The sequence below is a fragment of the Asaia krungthepensis NRIC 0535 genome (assembly GCF_025995175.1).
In the GTDB taxonomy this organism is placed as follows: domain Bacteria; phylum Pseudomonadota; class Alphaproteobacteria; order Acetobacterales; family Acetobacteraceae; genus Asaia; species Asaia krungthepensis.
This window is the reverse complement of the sequence record NZ_BAPV01000004.1, coordinates 371892-386386: the sequence shown is the minus strand read 5'-3', so window position 1 is coordinate 386386 and position 14495 is coordinate 371892. Positions and strand designations below refer to the sequence as shown.

Below are 14495 nucleotides of genomic sequence, written 5' to 3'. Positions count from 1 at the left end.
CATGCAAATGCTTACTTCGTCCAGATGGAATATTTTAGTGAGGGAACGAATTGATGGTTAGGGTCTTCATCGACGGTGAGGCTGGTACGACTGGACTGGGCATTAGGGAGCGCCTGCGTTCACTGCCGGTCGAGATTCTGTTGATCGATCCCGCAAGGCGAAAGGAGCCCGAGGCGCGGCTCGAGCTCATGCAGAGTGCCGATCTTGTGATCCTCTGCCTGCCCGATGATGCGGCGCGCGAGGCTGTGGCTCTGGCCGCGGGACTCGACCATCTCCGCATTCTCGATGCCAGTACGGCCCATCGCGTTGATCCGGAATGGGTTTACGGCTTTCCCGAGCTTGGGGAGGAACAGGAATCCCGGATTGCCAGGGCGCGTCGTGTCTCCAATCCTGGATGCTACCCAACCGGGGCCACCGCCCTGTTGCGCCCTCTCATCGCAGCAGGTCTTGTCCCTGCGGACCACCCGGTCACCATCAATGCCGTGAGCGGCTATAGTGGTGGGGGTCGTACCGAGATAGAGGCGCATGAAAAGAACAACGGTCCTGCATTCGAGCTTTACGGGCTCGGGCTGGAGCACAAACATGTGCCTGAGATCATGCGCTATGCGGGGCTCACGCGTCGGCCGCTTTTCGTTCCGTCTATCGGGCATTTCCCTCAGGGGATGATCGTCTCGATCCCGCTCCATCTGGCCGATCTGCCCGGCTATGTCAGGATTTCGGATATCGAGGCCTGTCTGCGCGCGCATTACGCCCGATCATCGCATGTCTCGGTGATTGCGGATGATCTCCCCCGTCTCGACGCTGCCGGTCTGGCAGATCATGACGAGATGGAACTGCGTGTCCACGGGAACGAAACCTGGCGGCATGTTCTTCTGACGGCAAGGCTGGACAATCTGGGCAAGGGGGCAGCGGGTGCTGCCTTGCAGAATATTCGCCTGATGGGGGGACTGAAGGACTGATCTGCCATCATTTCGCCCCTTCGGAACATCAGATATGCCTGCCTCACGGGCTTGTGAGGCAGGCAAAGCGCATGGTTCGATATCGTTACAGAAACGGTGAGGGCGAAACGGTGTTGAAGGAGACGCTTCCGCCTGTCATCCGGTTTGTCCGGCCGGAGCGCCGGGCGCGCTCGGCTGAAAGGACAACGGGCGAATGAGGAAAACGCCTCAGCCTCTCCTGCCTCATTCCGGCAGCCATGTCCTTGACTGGCTTCCTCTGCTGGTCTGCCATGTCGAGCCGGACGGGCAGGTTTCCTTTCTGAACACGAACTGGGGCAGGTTCTCGGGCCTCGGTCAGCCTGAGCATCCCATCCCCTGGACAGATCTGCTCGATACGCCGCCAGGTGAAGCGTCTGTCTTTTGCGCGATGCCCGGCTCTTCCTGCAGACATCACGACGTGAGGCTGCGTCATCACGACGGCGTTCCGGTACAAACCGATCTGCACTGGCAGAAGCTTGGCGTCGGTGAAGGGGGGGGATGGCTCCTCTTCGGTCACCCTGAGGCAGATTTTCCCCTTCTCAATGCAGCTTCCTCGCTTTCAAGCCCCCATATGACGGGCGATGCAGCTCCGAAAGCATTGGTTGACACGCGGAGTCTGGACGGACCCGCAGTGAACGGGACCGTCAGTTCGATCACCCCTTCAGTGCCGGTCTTAGCGAATAACGCTGCCAAAACGGGCGGCTCAGAGCATGGCCCGAGGCATTTCTTCCGTGCGCTCAGGGATGATTTATCCGGCCGTGACGATCAGGGGATCGACCGTGACAGGCTGACGGGATTGCCAAACTGGCGCGCTTTTGCCGCTCGGGCCGAAGAGACACTGGCAGCGGCTCTCGGCAAGGGACAATCGCTCGGTTTCCTTCTGATCGACATCGATTACCTCGGCGATCTCAACGATCTGTATGGACGCGAGATCGGCGATCTGGTGCTCACCCTTGTCGCGGACAGGCTGACCCTGCTCACGGCAGGAGAGGGGATGATGACGCGCAGCGGAGACGACGAGTTCTCCGTGCTGATTGTCGGTGATGTGATCCCTGAAACGCTCGCCGCTCACGCTCAGGCCTTGCTCAGTTTTGTCGATCTGCCGATCCGTATAGGGGCGCAGCAGATCACTTTCGGCTTGAGCATAGGGGCGGCTCTCTTCCCGCGCGATGGCCGGACCCTGGCCGATCTGCAACATCACGCCCTTCTGGCCGCCAATGACGTGAAAGCCCATGGGCGCGGCGGATTCAGATTATTCGACCGGTCCATGGTCAAGGCGGGTGATGGTGTAACGGCGCAATCCAATCTTATACGGCGGCTTTTGCGCGATGACCTGATTTACCCGGTCTATCAGGCGAAGGTGGCCATGGCTGACGGGCGGATCATCGGAGCTGAAGCCCTGATGCGCTGGTATGGAGACAAGGTTGCCAATGCCGGGCCAGAAGCTTTTCCGGAAATTTTCAGGTCGTATGATCTGGCGACGCGTGTTTCGGCACGGGTGCATGATCGCGTCTTTCAGGATATCGTCTCATGGCAGCGCGATGGGATCATGCCGCCTCATATTTCCATCAATGTGGCCCCTGTCGAATTCATGCAGGATGACTATGCCGAGAAGCTGCTCGCACGACTTGATCGCTACGGTCTCTCGGCGCAGCTGATCGAGCTCGAACTGACCGAACATGTCCTGTACCAGAACAGCGCGCATTATATTCACCGTGCCCTGACGCTGCTGAGGCGCGCTGGCATGCGGATCACGCTCGATGATTTCGGCACAGGCTATTCCTCGCTCGGGTTTCTGCGGGATTTTCCTGTCTCCTCCATCAAGATCGACCGGAGCTTCATCAAGCAGATCTGCACGGACCCCTCGATGGAAGTCATCGTCGAAGCCATCATTCGATTTGGTGAGGCGATTTCCGTCGATGTGGTGGCGGAGGGGATCGAAACCCCGGCCCAACTGGCCATTCTGCAGCGCATCGGATGTCCCATCGGGCAGGGCTATTACTTTTCGCCGCCCATTGCCTCGACAGAATTCGCGCGACTTCTTTCCGAGACGCCCTGCCTCCCCGTCTGAATGGGGGGACAGAGGGTTTGGGGCTGACGCGTATCAATTGCCTTTTCCATCGAACCCCGCTAACAATCCGGCCATCAGGCGAGAGTGACGGAACGGTAGACGTAGTCGGCTCAAAATCGACCGCCGCAAGGCATGGGGGTTCGAATCCCCCCTCTCGTACCAGATTTTTCACCGAAAACAGGTGAGTGACCGGGCCGTGACTTGCGCCTGTGGGTCTGCCTCCGGCATATCTCGCAAACTTTCCTGGAGTTTGCCGGACCGATCATGCCCCAACGTCCCGTTCAGAAACCTGCCCGTCCGTTCTTTTCCTCCGGTCCCTGCGCCAAGCGCCCGGGCTGGACGCTGAACGCGCTCGATGGCGCCCTGCTGGGCCGCTCGCATCGCGCGGCTGAGGGGCGGGCGCGGCTGAAGGACGTGATCGACCGGTCTCATGCCCTGCTCGGAGCCCCTTCGGACTGGAAGATCGGTATCGTTCCGGCCTCCGATACCGGCGCTGTGGAGATGATCCTCTGGGCGCTCGCAGGGGAGCGCCCTATCGATGTGCTTTCCTTCGAGAGCTTCTCTGGGCTTTGGGCGCAGGACCTGCGCGATGTGCTCAAGCTCGATAACCTGACTGTCCATGAAGCCCCTTACGGAGAACTGCCGGACCTGGCCCGTGTCGACTGGTCGCATGACGTGGTCCTGACCTGGAACGGCACGACCTCGGGGGTGTGCCTGCCCGGCCCGGACAGCATTCCGGCGCAGCATGAGGGGCTGGTGATCTGCGACGCCACTTCGGCCGCCTTTGCGATGGATCTGCCGTGGGAACGCCTGGATGTCGTCACATGGTCGTGGCAGAAGGCGCTGGGTGGTGAAGCCGCTCATGGCATGATCGCCCTCAGCCCCCGTGCTGTAGCGCGTCTGGAACAGGCCGCGCCTCGCCCCCTGCCCAAGATCTTCCGCCTGACTAACAAGAAGGGGCTGATCGACGCCATCTTCTCAGGCGATACCATCAACACACCCTCAATGCTGTGCGTCGAGGATGCGCTCGACGGGTTGCGCTGGGCCGACGCTATTGGTGGACTCAAGGCGCTCAAAGAACGCTCACGCCGTAATCTCGACGTGGTGGCACGCTGGGTTGCTGAGACATCCTGGGTGGAATTTCTCGCCAGCGATCCTACGCAGCGCTCGACCACGTCCATCTGCCTGCGTATTACGGCCCCCTGGTTCACGGCCCAAGCTGTCGATACCCAGCAGAAAATCGTCAAGCGCCTGACGGGGCTGATTGCCGATGAGGGGGCGGGTTACGACCTCGCCTCGTATCGCGATGCGCCGCCCGGTCTGCGTATCTGGGGAGGGGCCACGGTCGAGGCCGAGGATATCGAGGCGCTTCTCCCCTGGCTCGACTGGGCCTATGAGAGTGTCAGCATGGAATACGCCGCATGAAACTGACCGACGAGCCCGATACCGCCCTTTTGCCCTCAGGGTTCATCGACCTTTTGCAGCACGAGGCCGAGGCCGAGGCGCAGGGAATCGAATCCGTCATGGATGTGTTCGCCGCCCATGGTTATGAACGGGTACGCCCCCCCTTGCTGGAATTCGAAACCTCGTTGCTCCATGGCGCGGGCCAAGCGCTCGAGGAGCAGACTTTTCGTCTGATGGACCCGGATTCCCGGCGCATGATGGCGCTACGCCCGGACATGACCACCCAGATCGCGCGTATTGCCGCCACGCGGCTGGCTGGCACATCGCGTCCTCTGCGTCTGTCTTATGCCGGGTCATGCATTCTCGTCGGAAGTCCCGGGCGCGAAGGCGAGCGTCAGATCAGTCAGGCCGGGATCGAGCTGATTGGTGTGGATTCCGTCGAGGCGGATTGCGAAGTCGTGCTGATTGCGGCTGAGGCGCTCGAAAAGCTCGGGATCGAGGATTATTCCTTCGATCTCTCCTGCCCGGCGCTCGTTCAGGCACTTGTGGCGCTTTCGGGCTATACCGGGACGCGGCGTGCACAACTCGTTCATGCGCTCGATCGCAAGGATATTGCTGCTGTGGCCGAGCTGGGCGGGCCGGTCGCCTCGGTGCTTACGGCACTGGTCGAGGCTTGCGGTCCTTCCGCAGCGGCGCTGCTGCTGTTGGAAAAACTCGACCTCCCACCCGAGATCCGTATCCATGCCGAGCGTCTGATGGCCGTTGTGCGCATGCTTCATGCCCGCGCACCCGCATTGCGTCTGACGGTCGATCCCGCCGAGTTCCGGGGCTGGCAGTATCACACGGGTGTTTGCATGACCGTCTTTGCCAAGAGCCAGCGCGAAGAACTGGGGCGTGGCGGTCGCTATCAGGCGCAGGGAGAGGAACCGGCCTGCGGTCTGACTTTCCGCCCTGAGGTGCTGCTGCGTGCGGCCCGTCCCATCATTCTGCGCCCACGCGTCTATATTGCCGCCGAGATGCAGGATTCACCCGGCGCGGCGCGGCTGCGGGAGGAGGGGTACGCTACCGTGGCCGGTCTCGAGCCCGTCGAGGACCTGTCTGCCGAAGCGCAGCGCCTGAATTGTACCTTCGTTTTCGTCGCCGACGAACTCATCACGCTGTAAAAGGAAAAGAGCATGTCCAACGTCACCGTCATCGGCACCCAGTGGGGTGACGAAGGCAAGGGAAAGATCGTGGACTGGCTGGCCAGCCGTGCGGATATCGTCGTCCGCTTTCAGGGCGGCCATAATGCCGGTCATACACTCGTGGTCGGCGATCAGGTCTACAAGCTCTCCCTCCTGCCTTCCGGTCTGGTTCGTGGCAAGACGGGCGTGATCGGTAATGGCGTCGTGGTCGATCCCGAGGCGCTGCTGGCCGAAATCGACCGTGTTTCCGCCCAGGGTCTGGTGGTCAATCCCGAGACGCTGTGGGTCGCGGATAACGTGCCGCTCATCCTGCCGCTGCATGTCGCGACCGATCGCGCCCGCGAGGCGGCACGCGGCGACCGCAAGATCGGTACCACGGGGCGCGGTATCGGCCCTGCCTATGAGGACAAGGTCGCGCGTCGCGCCATTCGTCTGTGCGATCTCTCGGAGCCCGAAACGCTGGACTGGAAGCTCGATGAGCTGCTGCTCCATCACAACACGCTTCTGGCTGGTCTCGGCGCGCCGACTTTCACGAAGCAGGAAATCCTGGATCATCTGGCGAAGCTGGCCCCGCGTGTGCTGCCCTTCGCCTGCTCGGTCTGGGAACGCCTGGACGAGGCGCGTCGCGCCGGTCGTCGCATCCTGTTCGAAGGTGCGCAGGCCGTCATGCTCGATGTCGACCATGGCACCTATCCCTTCGTCACCAGTTCCAACACCGTTGCGGCAGTTGCGGCCAGCGGCAGCGGGGTTGGCCCCGGTACGGTGGGTTTCGTGCTCGGTATTGCGAAGGCCTACACCACCCGCGTGGGCGAGGGGCCGTTCCCGTCCGAGCTGTTCGATCAGGTCGGGCAGGATCTGGGCGAACGTGGGCGCGAATTCGGCACAGTGACGGGCCGTGCGCGCCGTTGCGGCTGGTTCGACGCCGTACTGGTGCGCCGCGCTGCGCGTGTTGGCGGTGTCAGCGGCATCGCCCTGACCAAGCTCGACGTGCTCGACGGCTTCGAGGAAGTGAAGATCTGCGTGGGCTATGAACTGGACGGCGAGGTCATCACCTCCTTCCCGTCCAGCCCCGCCGCACAGGCGCGTCTGAAGCCGGTTCTGGAATCGATGCCCGGCTGGCAGGAAACGACCTTTGGGGCGCGTAGCTGGGCCGATCTGCCTGCTGCCGCCATCAAGTATATCCGTCGTATCGAGGAACTGATCGAGGCTCCTGTGACGCTGCTTTCGACCAGTCCTGAACGTGACGACACCATTCTGATGCGCGACCCTTTCGAGGATTGATCGGGAACAGGTTCCGCTCAGGCGAAACACCCCCCAAGAAAACCTCGCCCTGACCGGCGGGGTTTTTTTTGTGTCTGCTTTCTAAGCTTCGAGGCGAGAAAAACGGCGAAGGTGCTGGCCAGATTATCGGGTCAGGAGATGGCGGCAACGCGGCTCGGGGTCTCGGGGGAGAGGTTTCAGCACGAAAACGTGTCTTTCAAACCGAAAGAATATGATTGTTACCTTCCTGTAATGCCGCGCAAAGGCGGCGGTCAGGACAGGAGCCATCATGCACCCCGCAGCATCGCGCAAGGATAACGCAACCGCGCACTCCACCCCAAAGCCGCTCGACACGAAGGGACGGCAACGCGTCTTCATCGCTTCCTGCGTGGCGGGACTTGCGGGCATTCTTTTTGGCTACGATCAGGGGATCATCTCGGCGGCACTCCTGACGCTGGGAGACAGTTTCCCGCTTGGCACATTGGGCAAGCAGGCGATCGCTGCCGGGATGGTGGCCGGAGCCTTGCTGGGGTGCATGGGGGCGGGGCCGCTTTCAGACCGCTGGGGGCGGCGCCCGGTCGTGGCGCTCGCTGGCGCACTTTTCCTGATCGGGTCGATCGGTTCGGCTCTGGCCATGTCACCCGCTGAACTGACCCTCACACGCGTCGTGCTCGGGCTCGCGGTTGGCGGGGCCAGCCAGATTGTGCCGGTCTATATTGCCGAACTGGCCCCGGCAGCCCGCAGGGGCAGGCTGGTCCTGCTGTTTCAGCTGGCGATTGTGGGCGGGGTGCTTCTCTCGTCACTCATAGGCTGGGCGTTGAGCGACGATCCTCTGCTGATCAGACTCTTCAGTCGTGGGGGTGACTGGCGCATGATGTTCCTGCTGGGGGCCATTCCGGCATTGCTGCTCATGATCGGCATGATCTTCCTTCCGGAGAGCCCACGCTTCCTTGCCTCGAAAGGCCATGCTGCCGAGGCGATCCGGATCCTGCGGTCGCTGCGCGGCCCCGACGAAGACCCGGAGGCGGAGATGCGTGATATCCAGGGAGCGACGGGGGAGACAGGGAGCTGGCGCCTGCTCCTCTCGCGGCGGATGCGGCCTGCCCTCATTGCAGGAACCGGCCTGGCCATGTTCAGCCAGATCACCGGCACGAATGCCGTGCTGACCTACGCACCCACCATTCTGGCGGGGGCCGGATTTGACCGCAATTCAGCCTTGCTGATTTCGATTGCCATCGGTGTGACCATCACCATCGCAACGGTTTTCGGCTTCTGGGCAGTCGATCACTGGGGGCGCCGCCGCCTGATGCTTCGCGTTCTGCCGGGCTCCATTCTGGCGCTCACCGTGCTCGCCGTTGTTTTCCTCGGCGGGGACCCGCGCGGTATGGGCAAGTTCCTCGCAGTGGGTGGGCTGCTGGTTTATGTGTTGTGCACGCTGGGCAGCATCAACGCGTCGCTCTGGCTGGTGGGGGCCGAGGTCTTCCCCCTGTCGGTGCGCGGCAAGGGCATGGGACTGGTCACGATCTCGCACTGGTCGTTCGATCTGCTGATCTCGCTTGTCACCCTGTCGATCATCTCCCTGATCGGCGTGTCCGGCACGTTCATTCTTTTCGCCGGCATGACCAGTCTCGGCTGGCTGTTCATCCGCCACTATGTGCCGGAGACCAGAGGCCGCTCACTCGAGGCGATCGAGCGCAGCCTGCATGAGGGTGACTTCCTCTCCCATGGCCGAAACTGAAGCTCAGGAGGAAGGGTAACGTCCCGGGCTCATCCCGGTCAGTGCCTTGAAGGCGGCGGCAAAGGCGCCCTGGCTTTCATAGCCCACCGCAAGGGCGACTTGGGTCACGCGCTCGCCTCGTGCCAGACGTTCGCGCGCATTGAGGATACGCAGTTTCTGCCGCCACGCGCCAAAGCCAATTCCCGTATCCTGGCTGAAGTGCCTCACGAAGGAGCGCGGCGACATCCCCGCCAGACGGGCCCAGTCGGTCTGGCTGCGTCGATCCGCCGGGTCACTGGAAAGAATGGTGGTGACTCGCCTGAGCCTCTCATCGCGGGGTAGGGGCAGAGCAGTATCCTCACGCGGCAATGCGATGAATTCGTCCCATAATGTTTCGGCAAGACGCGCGGTTCTATCTGAAACCGGGCTTTGTCTTGTATCGCGCGCCAGCCTCTCCGCCTGTGCGTTCAGCAAAGCCGATCCCTGCGCCATGAACGGCGTTGCCGGGAGATTTCTGCAACGCGCAGGGTCAAGATAGAGGCTCCAGCCCTCCACAGCTCCGTGCGATCGGGCATCATGGGCGACAAAAGGCGGGAGCCAGAGGAACTGCCCGGGGCCGATCAGCCAATAGGCTTGCTCCGTGCGGAGCGCCATGAGGCCCGAACTGATGCCGAAGATCTGCCCGCGATCATGGGAATGGCGCGCGGCGGTCCGGCGTGTGGTCTGCGCCATGGAGCCGCCCAGGAGCCAGAACCCGGTTTGGCTCTCGATCTCGGTCGGGCTCATGCAGGGTTTGGCGCACATGAGTCTTTTTATGGCGCAGAAGCGGCAGAGCGCCAAATCGACCGTGGTTAGTATCCGGCATGGGCTTTCGGTTTGGCAGAGCCCCGGGTGAGGGAGAGACATCATGGATATCGGATTTGTCGGTCTTGGCGCTATGGGAGAAGCCATGGCCAGGCGCCTGCAGCAGGCGGGACATGATCTGACCGTCTGGAACCGCACGAGGTCCAAGGCCGATGCGCTCGAGCGGGTGGGCGCATTCGTTGCGGAAACGCCGGCAGACCTCGCCAGACGCTGCGACATCGTGTTCTCGATGCTGTTCGACGATGCCACGACCCAGGAAGCGAGTTTCGGTGCACACGGTATCGCCGAAGGCCTGCGCGAGGGCGGCCTGCATATCTGTTGCAGCACGCTCTCACTCGAACAGGCGCGCAGACTGCGCGATGGCCACGGGGAGCGTGGTCAGGCCTATGTCACGGCCAATGTCCTTGGGCGTCCGCCCGCGGCGCAGGACGGCTCATTATATGTCATCGCCGCGGGCGAGGCGGTGCAGATCGAGCGCGCCATGCCCCTGTTCGAGCGCCTCGGTCAGCGGGTCTTCATCGCCGGATCGGACCCGGTTCAGGCCAATCTCGTCAAGCTCTCCCTCAATTTCATGATCTACTCCACGATTGAGCAGATGGCCGAGGTCTTCACGCTGAACGAAAAGCTGGGCACCGATCCTGCAATGATGTTCGAGATCATGACCAACAGCTTCTATACCGCTCCGGTGCATCGCAATTACGGAAAGCTGATGGTGGAGCAGGATTATGACCATCCCGGTGCTCCGGTCACTCTAGGGCTCAAGGATGTTGCGATGTTCCTCGCTGCGGGTAGCGAGCAGAAAGTCCCGCTCCCCTTTGCTTCGGTGATGCGTGACCGGCTTCTGGCTTCTGTCGCTGCCGGGGATTCGGGACGCGATTTCGTCGTGCTTCAGGAGAGGGTGCGTCAGGAAGCGGGCCTGAAACCACGCTGAACCCATAAGGGGGCCGGAGCGGAGGCCGGGGGATGAATGCTGGGCTTCGTGCCGTAGCAGACGGCGAGGCCCTCCGAGCCTCCCCCAGACGCTCATCCGTGATGCCATGCTGCACCGGTATAGAAATAGCGGCCCATGCCCAGTGTGAAGATCAGGCAGCCGAAAAGACTATGTTCGAGGCAGGAAAGACGCAAAGAGCGGTGACGCTCATAATCGCGCGCAAACAGAAGGCCGCCAGCGACGGTCAGCGCAATGGCGATCCAGTTCAGGAAGATGACATGGGCAAAACCGAAAGCGACGGCACTCGCCGCAATACGCTGTGAAGGCGTCCTGAACAACGCGGCGTATCGCGAGAACAGGAACTGACGATAAAGAACCTCCTGTGGCCATACCGAAAGCAACGGATAAAGCACCATCAGGATCAGCCAGAACCGCGGTCGTTGCCGGGGCAATTCCAGAAAATGGGCGGGTGAGAGCAGCCAGCACAGAAGGGTCAGCAACAAGCCCAGAAAAAGGAAGCGCGCAATGACAGCGCTGATCTCGCGCAGGGGATGATGAGGAAGGGCCCGTTTGCCACGTATGAACCATGCGGCGACGAGGGCCGCGCCCCAGAGCAAAACGAAAAGCAGCAACGGACGTCGAGCGGCCAGAATGAGCAAAGGGCCCCCGCCGAAGAGAAGCGCGAACTCAAATCCCGAGCGCCATGGCGGCCTAGCGGAAGAAGCGGCCACGTTACTGTGCACAGTCTGCGTCATATCGCCCCCTCAGGCAGGATGTCGACCATGCCGTCTCAATGCCCAGATGGAGTGATGAGTTCCTGTGTGGCAGACGAACGACGATCGATGTGCCGCCATCCTGTCAGGCCGGATGCAAAACGCGGCTGCCGCTTCCTCGTGCTGAGCAGTCGAGAGCAGGATCGTGTAACGATTTCCGTCATCCCTCTGCGGAGGGGGGCAAATGATCTCCGGGACAGTAATCGTGTCGCGCGTTGGTGGCATTCCAGACATCAATCGCGATGGAGGGGGAAATTGGCCTTGAGACGGGAAATATGGGTCGTGAATACGAAAGCGAAATGCAATCAAAAATGGGATATATTTATGATCGATAGAATAGTATAAATATAATAAAGTATTAATTCTCTTCATCCCACAATGGGAGTTGACTGCTCTTTTTGTGCAACTTTTTATGTCTGTCATTTATTTTTTTGAAATATTGTCGTTCTTGATTGAATATCCCCTTAGGCGTTATTTCCGGCATATCGTATTTCCCCGCTGGGGCTAATCTCCTCCTTTCGATGGATGGGCGCCCGCAGGCGCCGATCCCAGACTGATGCCGTGGGAAGAGAGTATCGGGCCGTCACGGCCATCATAAAGGAGAGAGACATGGCCGTGTCGTTGTCGGGAAGCTGGGCTGCGAGACTGGTTGGCGGGAAGACCGTTTATCAGAGCGGTAACACCACGGTTGAGCCACCGCAGTCATTCGCTACCGGGGCTTATCTCTCGATCTCCAGTGGAGCGGTCGTCGCCAACCTGAGTGCCGCAAACATAACTGTGACGCTGCTGAATGGGGGAACCCTGTCCGGCGCAGCGCTGAATGCAGGCACCGTACGTGTCTCTGCTGGGGGGATCACCAGCGGGAATGCGTTTAACGGGGTCAATCTGACTGTGAGCAATGGCGGAAGCTCGGTCGATGACACGTTTTTCGCGTCGAACGGCGCTTTCACCAACTATGTCAGCAGTGGGGGGACGCTCCTCGGGGCGACGGTCATGTCGGGTGTGACCCTCAATGTGGCGGCGGGCGCGACTGTTTCTGGTGTCCTTGCGACGAACGGCGGATCGGCCGTGATTCCCGTATCCGCGCCGGGCACCATAGCTGTCAGCGGTGGCTATATCAGCAATGGCGGGATGGTTTATTCCGGCTATATGGGCAATGGCGACAATATCAGGAATGGCGCTGTCCTCACAGGCACATGGTCGGCAGTCAATATTGGCGGTGAGACGGTCTATAAAAACACCACTATGACCGTCAGTGGCCCCGTCATTCTCAATGCGGCCACGCTTTATGTCATGTCCGGTGCCACGGTAACCGGCCTCGGATGCATCGAAGCTACAATTCCCACGATCAGCATCTATGCCGGCGGGGCGCTCACGGACTCGCATGTGACCCGTACCTATGTGCGCGTCAATAGTGGCGCTTCGGTGAGCGATAACCGCTTCGACGGCTGTGCAGTCACGCTCAATCCCGGGGCAGTGTCCACTGACGACACCTATTCCTGGTACAATTATGCGGTGCAGCCCGTGACGGTTGCCAGTGGTGCAACGCTCAACAACGCGACGATCAACAACAACACGATGCTCAGTGCTGCAACCGGGGCAACGATCAACGGGGTCGATATCACCTCGGGCGGCTCGGCCTATATCGGTTCGGGCGTGAACCTTTCCGATCTGCACGCGGAAGCGAATACCTATCTCGAAACCTACACGTCGATGGGGGGAACGATCACCCCGCCCACGACGCCTCCCGCAGGCTCCGGTACTGTACTCGTCGGCGTCTGGAGCGCCGTGAATTCAGGGGGCGTCACGGTATTCCAGAGCGGCGCGACTATTGTGCAGGCACCGGCATCACTCGGTAACGGAGCCGTTCTCACGGTCATGAGTGGCGCTGTGGCAAGCGGTCTGTCGGGTGTTGCGAACACCGTCTATGTCCAGAACGGCGGAACATTGCTGAGTTCCTATATCGGCAATGGAACGGTCTATGTCAGCGCCGGTGGCATCACGAGTGGCAATCAGTTCAATTCGGTGCCCGTTTCGGTTCTTGCCGGGGGCAGTTCGGTCAATGATCTCTACTACAATAATGGTTACGGGGTCGATCTCTCGACCGTGCAGTCAGGTGGCTCACTGATCAGCCCGCAAGTGGGATCGGGCGGGAACGTCTCAGCCTATACGAGCTCCGTTGTGCTCGACCCCTCGGTGAGCACGGGTGGCCATCTGGTGGTCAATAAATCCGTCACGGAAGTCTGCTTTCTGAAAGGCACCCATATCCGCACCGCGCGTGGTGAGATCCGGGTGGAGGATCTCGAGATCGGCGAGGCTGTGGCCTGCGTGGTGGGAGACGACGTAGTGTATCGTCCGATCCTGTGGATCGGCAGCCGTTTCAACCGGTTGGAATCTCACCAGCCTGACGACCTTGCCGGTTATCCCGTACGCATTCTCGCTAACGCCTTCGAGCCGGGTATTCCAGCCCGCGACCTGCTGGTCACGCCGGAGCATTGCTTTGCTTTCGAAGGGGCACTCATTCCGATCCGTATGCTCGTGAATGGTCGGACGATCTTTTACGACCGGGCGATGCTGAGCTACGAATATTTCCATATCGAGTTGGCCGATCATGCCATCCTGCTCGCAGAAAACACACCGGCTGAGAGCTATCTGGACACCGGGAATCGCGAGGGCTTTCAGGCAAGAGGCAACGTTGCCGTGCTGCGCGACGGTCAGGCCGCTAACCGGGCTCTGCCACTTCGCGTTGACCGGAAATTTGCCGAGCAGCTTCACACGCGTTTCGCGGGGGAGGATGCTCAGCCAGAAGGGATGGCTGTAACCCATGACCCGGATCTGCGCCTTCTTTGCCAGAACGGGCGGGAAATCACCCCTTCGCGCCGGGCTGGTGACAGCTATGTCTTCACTTTGCCCGCCGATACGTGCGCGCTTCACATCGTCTCCCGCGTGGCGCGGCCCTGCGACCTCATCGGACCTTTTGTCGATGATCGTCGGCGACTGGGGGTGAGCGTGGGCGCGATCAACCATTTCACGGCATCGGGGCAATGGGGCGTGACGTCCCATCACGGAGCCATGCGGGACTTGGGATGGCACAAGAGCTGCTCCGGAGAGAACTGGACTGACGGCGCCGGTTTCCTGTCGCTTGCCGAAACGGCATCCAGCGCCGACAGCGTCCTGACGATCGAGATCCGCGCCTGTGGCCCCTACCGGCTGGATGAGCAGAATACGGGTGGGACGGAGCCATTTGTTTCAGCAGCCTGAGAGACGGGCCGAGGTGCGGCCGAATATCTGAGCAATAAGCTGCGGCATCAGGA

At 61.1% G+C, this 14495-nt stretch carries 10 protein-coding genes and 1 tRNA gene; 9 read left to right on the top strand and 2 right to left on the bottom strand.

From position 1 onward, the window contains the following. Positions 1 to 53: 53 nt before the first annotated feature. The 7 genes from argC to AA0535_RS04195 all read left to right on the top strand — a co-directional run bounded on the left by argC (position 54) and on the right by AA0535_RS04195 (position 8634). Positions 54 to 959, top strand: coding sequence for an N-acetyl-gamma-glutamyl-phosphate reductase (gene argC, locus AA0535_RS04225; protein WP_264814634.1), 906 nt, complete (start codon positions 54 to 56; stop codon positions 957 to 959). Between the two features lie 193 nt (positions 960 to 1152). Continuing rightward, positions 1153 to 3048, top strand: a complete 1896-nt coding sequence (locus AA0535_RS04220) for a putative bifunctional diguanylate cyclase/phosphodiesterase (RefSeq protein ID WP_264814633.1) — start codon at positions 1153 to 1155, stop codon at positions 3046 to 3048. A gap of 78 nt (positions 3049 to 3126) precedes the next feature. Next, positions 3127 to 3210: transfer RNA gene (locus tag AA0535_RS04215), tRNA-Leu, on the top strand. A gap of 102 nt (positions 3211 to 3312) precedes the next feature. After that, positions 3313 to 4473, top strand: a complete 1161-nt coding sequence (locus AA0535_RS04210) for a phosphoserine transaminase (protein WP_264814632.1) — start codon at positions 3313 to 3315, stop codon at positions 4471 to 4473. Further along, positions 4470 to 5615 (top strand): ATP phosphoribosyltransferase regulatory subunit, encoded by a 1146-nt coding sequence (locus AA0535_RS04205; protein ID WP_264814631.1) that lies wholly within the window; start codon positions 4470 to 4472, stop codon positions 5613 to 5615. Before AA0535_RS04210 ends, AA0535_RS04205 begins: the two co-directional genes overlap by 4 nt. 12 nt (positions 5616 to 5627) lie before the next feature. Beyond that, positions 5628 to 6917 (top strand): adenylosuccinate synthase, encoded by a 1290-nt coding sequence (locus AA0535_RS04200; RefSeq protein WP_264814630.1) that lies wholly within the window; start codon positions 5628 to 5630, stop codon positions 6915 to 6917. A 268-nt stretch (positions 6918 to 7185) separates the two neighbouring features. Beyond that, positions 7186 to 8634 carry a sugar porter family MFS transporter gene (locus AA0535_RS04195; protein ID WP_264814629.1) on the top strand — a complete coding sequence of 483 codons (1449 nt, stop codon included), beginning with the start codon at positions 7186 to 7188 and terminating at the stop codon, positions 8632 to 8634. Between the two features lie 3 nt (positions 8635 to 8637). Here AA0535_RS04195 and AA0535_RS04190 read toward each other — a convergent pair whose 3' ends face one another. Beyond that, positions 8638 to 9417 (bottom strand): AraC family transcriptional regulator, encoded by a 780-nt coding sequence (locus AA0535_RS04190; RefSeq protein ID WP_264814628.1) that lies wholly within the window; start codon positions 9415 to 9417, stop codon positions 8638 to 8640. A 103-nt stretch (positions 9418 to 9520) separates the two neighbouring features. Here AA0535_RS04190 and AA0535_RS04185 point away from each other — a divergent pair, with 103 nt between their 5' ends. After that, positions 9521 to 10408 (top strand): NAD(P)-dependent oxidoreductase, encoded by an 888-nt coding sequence (locus AA0535_RS04185; protein WP_264814627.1) that lies wholly within the window; start codon positions 9521 to 9523, stop codon positions 10406 to 10408. Positions 10409 to 10500: 92 nt separating this feature from the next. On the opposite strand, the gene AA0535_RS04180 is transcribed toward AA0535_RS04185, so the two are convergent. Beyond that, positions 10501 to 11163, bottom strand: a complete 663-nt coding sequence (locus AA0535_RS04180) for a CPBP family intramembrane glutamic endopeptidase (RefSeq protein WP_264814626.1) — start codon at positions 11161 to 11163, stop codon at positions 10501 to 10503. 627 nt (positions 11164 to 11790) lie between these two features. On the opposite strand from AA0535_RS04180, the gene AA0535_RS04175 reads away from it, so the two are divergent. Beyond that, positions 11791 to 14442 (top strand): Hint domain-containing protein, encoded by a 2652-nt coding sequence (locus AA0535_RS04175; protein WP_264814625.1) that lies wholly within the window; start codon positions 11791 to 11793, stop codon positions 14440 to 14442. The last annotated feature ends 53 nt before the right edge of the window (positions 14443 to 14495 follow it).

Coding starts and splice junctions, on each gene's coding strand:
- argC (WP_264814634.1), top strand. CDS start 54: ATGGTTAGGGTCTTCATCGACGGTGAGGCTGGTACGACTGGACTGGGC.
- AA0535_RS04220 (WP_264814633.1), top strand. CDS start 1,153: ATGAGGAAAACGCCTCAGCCTCTCCTGCCTCATTCCGGCAGCCATGTC.
- AA0535_RS04210 (WP_264814632.1), top strand. CDS start 3,313: ATGCCCCAACGTCCCGTTCAGAAACCTGCCCGTCCGTTCTTTTCCTCC.
- AA0535_RS04205 (WP_264814631.1), top strand. CDS start 4,470: ATGAAACTGACCGACGAGCCCGATACCGCCCTTTTGCCCTCAGGGTTC.
- AA0535_RS04200 (WP_264814630.1), top strand. CDS start 5,628: ATGTCCAACGTCACCGTCATCGGCACCCAGTGGGGTGACGAAGGCAAG.
- AA0535_RS04195 (WP_264814629.1), top strand. CDS start 7,186: ATGCACCCCGCAGCATCGCGCAAGGATAACGCAACCGCGCACTCCACC.
- AA0535_RS04190 (WP_264814628.1), bottom strand. CDS start 9,417: ATGTGCGCCAAACCCTGCATGAGCCCGACCGAGATCGAGAGCCAAACC.
- AA0535_RS04185 (WP_264814627.1), top strand. CDS start 9,521: ATGGATATCGGATTTGTCGGTCTTGGCGCTATGGGAGAAGCCATGGCC.
- AA0535_RS04180 (WP_264814626.1), bottom strand. CDS start 11,163: ATGACGCAGACTGTGCACAGTAACGTGGCCGCTTCTTCCGCTAGGCCG.
- AA0535_RS04175 (WP_264814625.1), top strand. CDS start 11,791: ATGGCCGTGTCGTTGTCGGGAAGCTGGGCTGCGAGACTGGTTGGCGGG.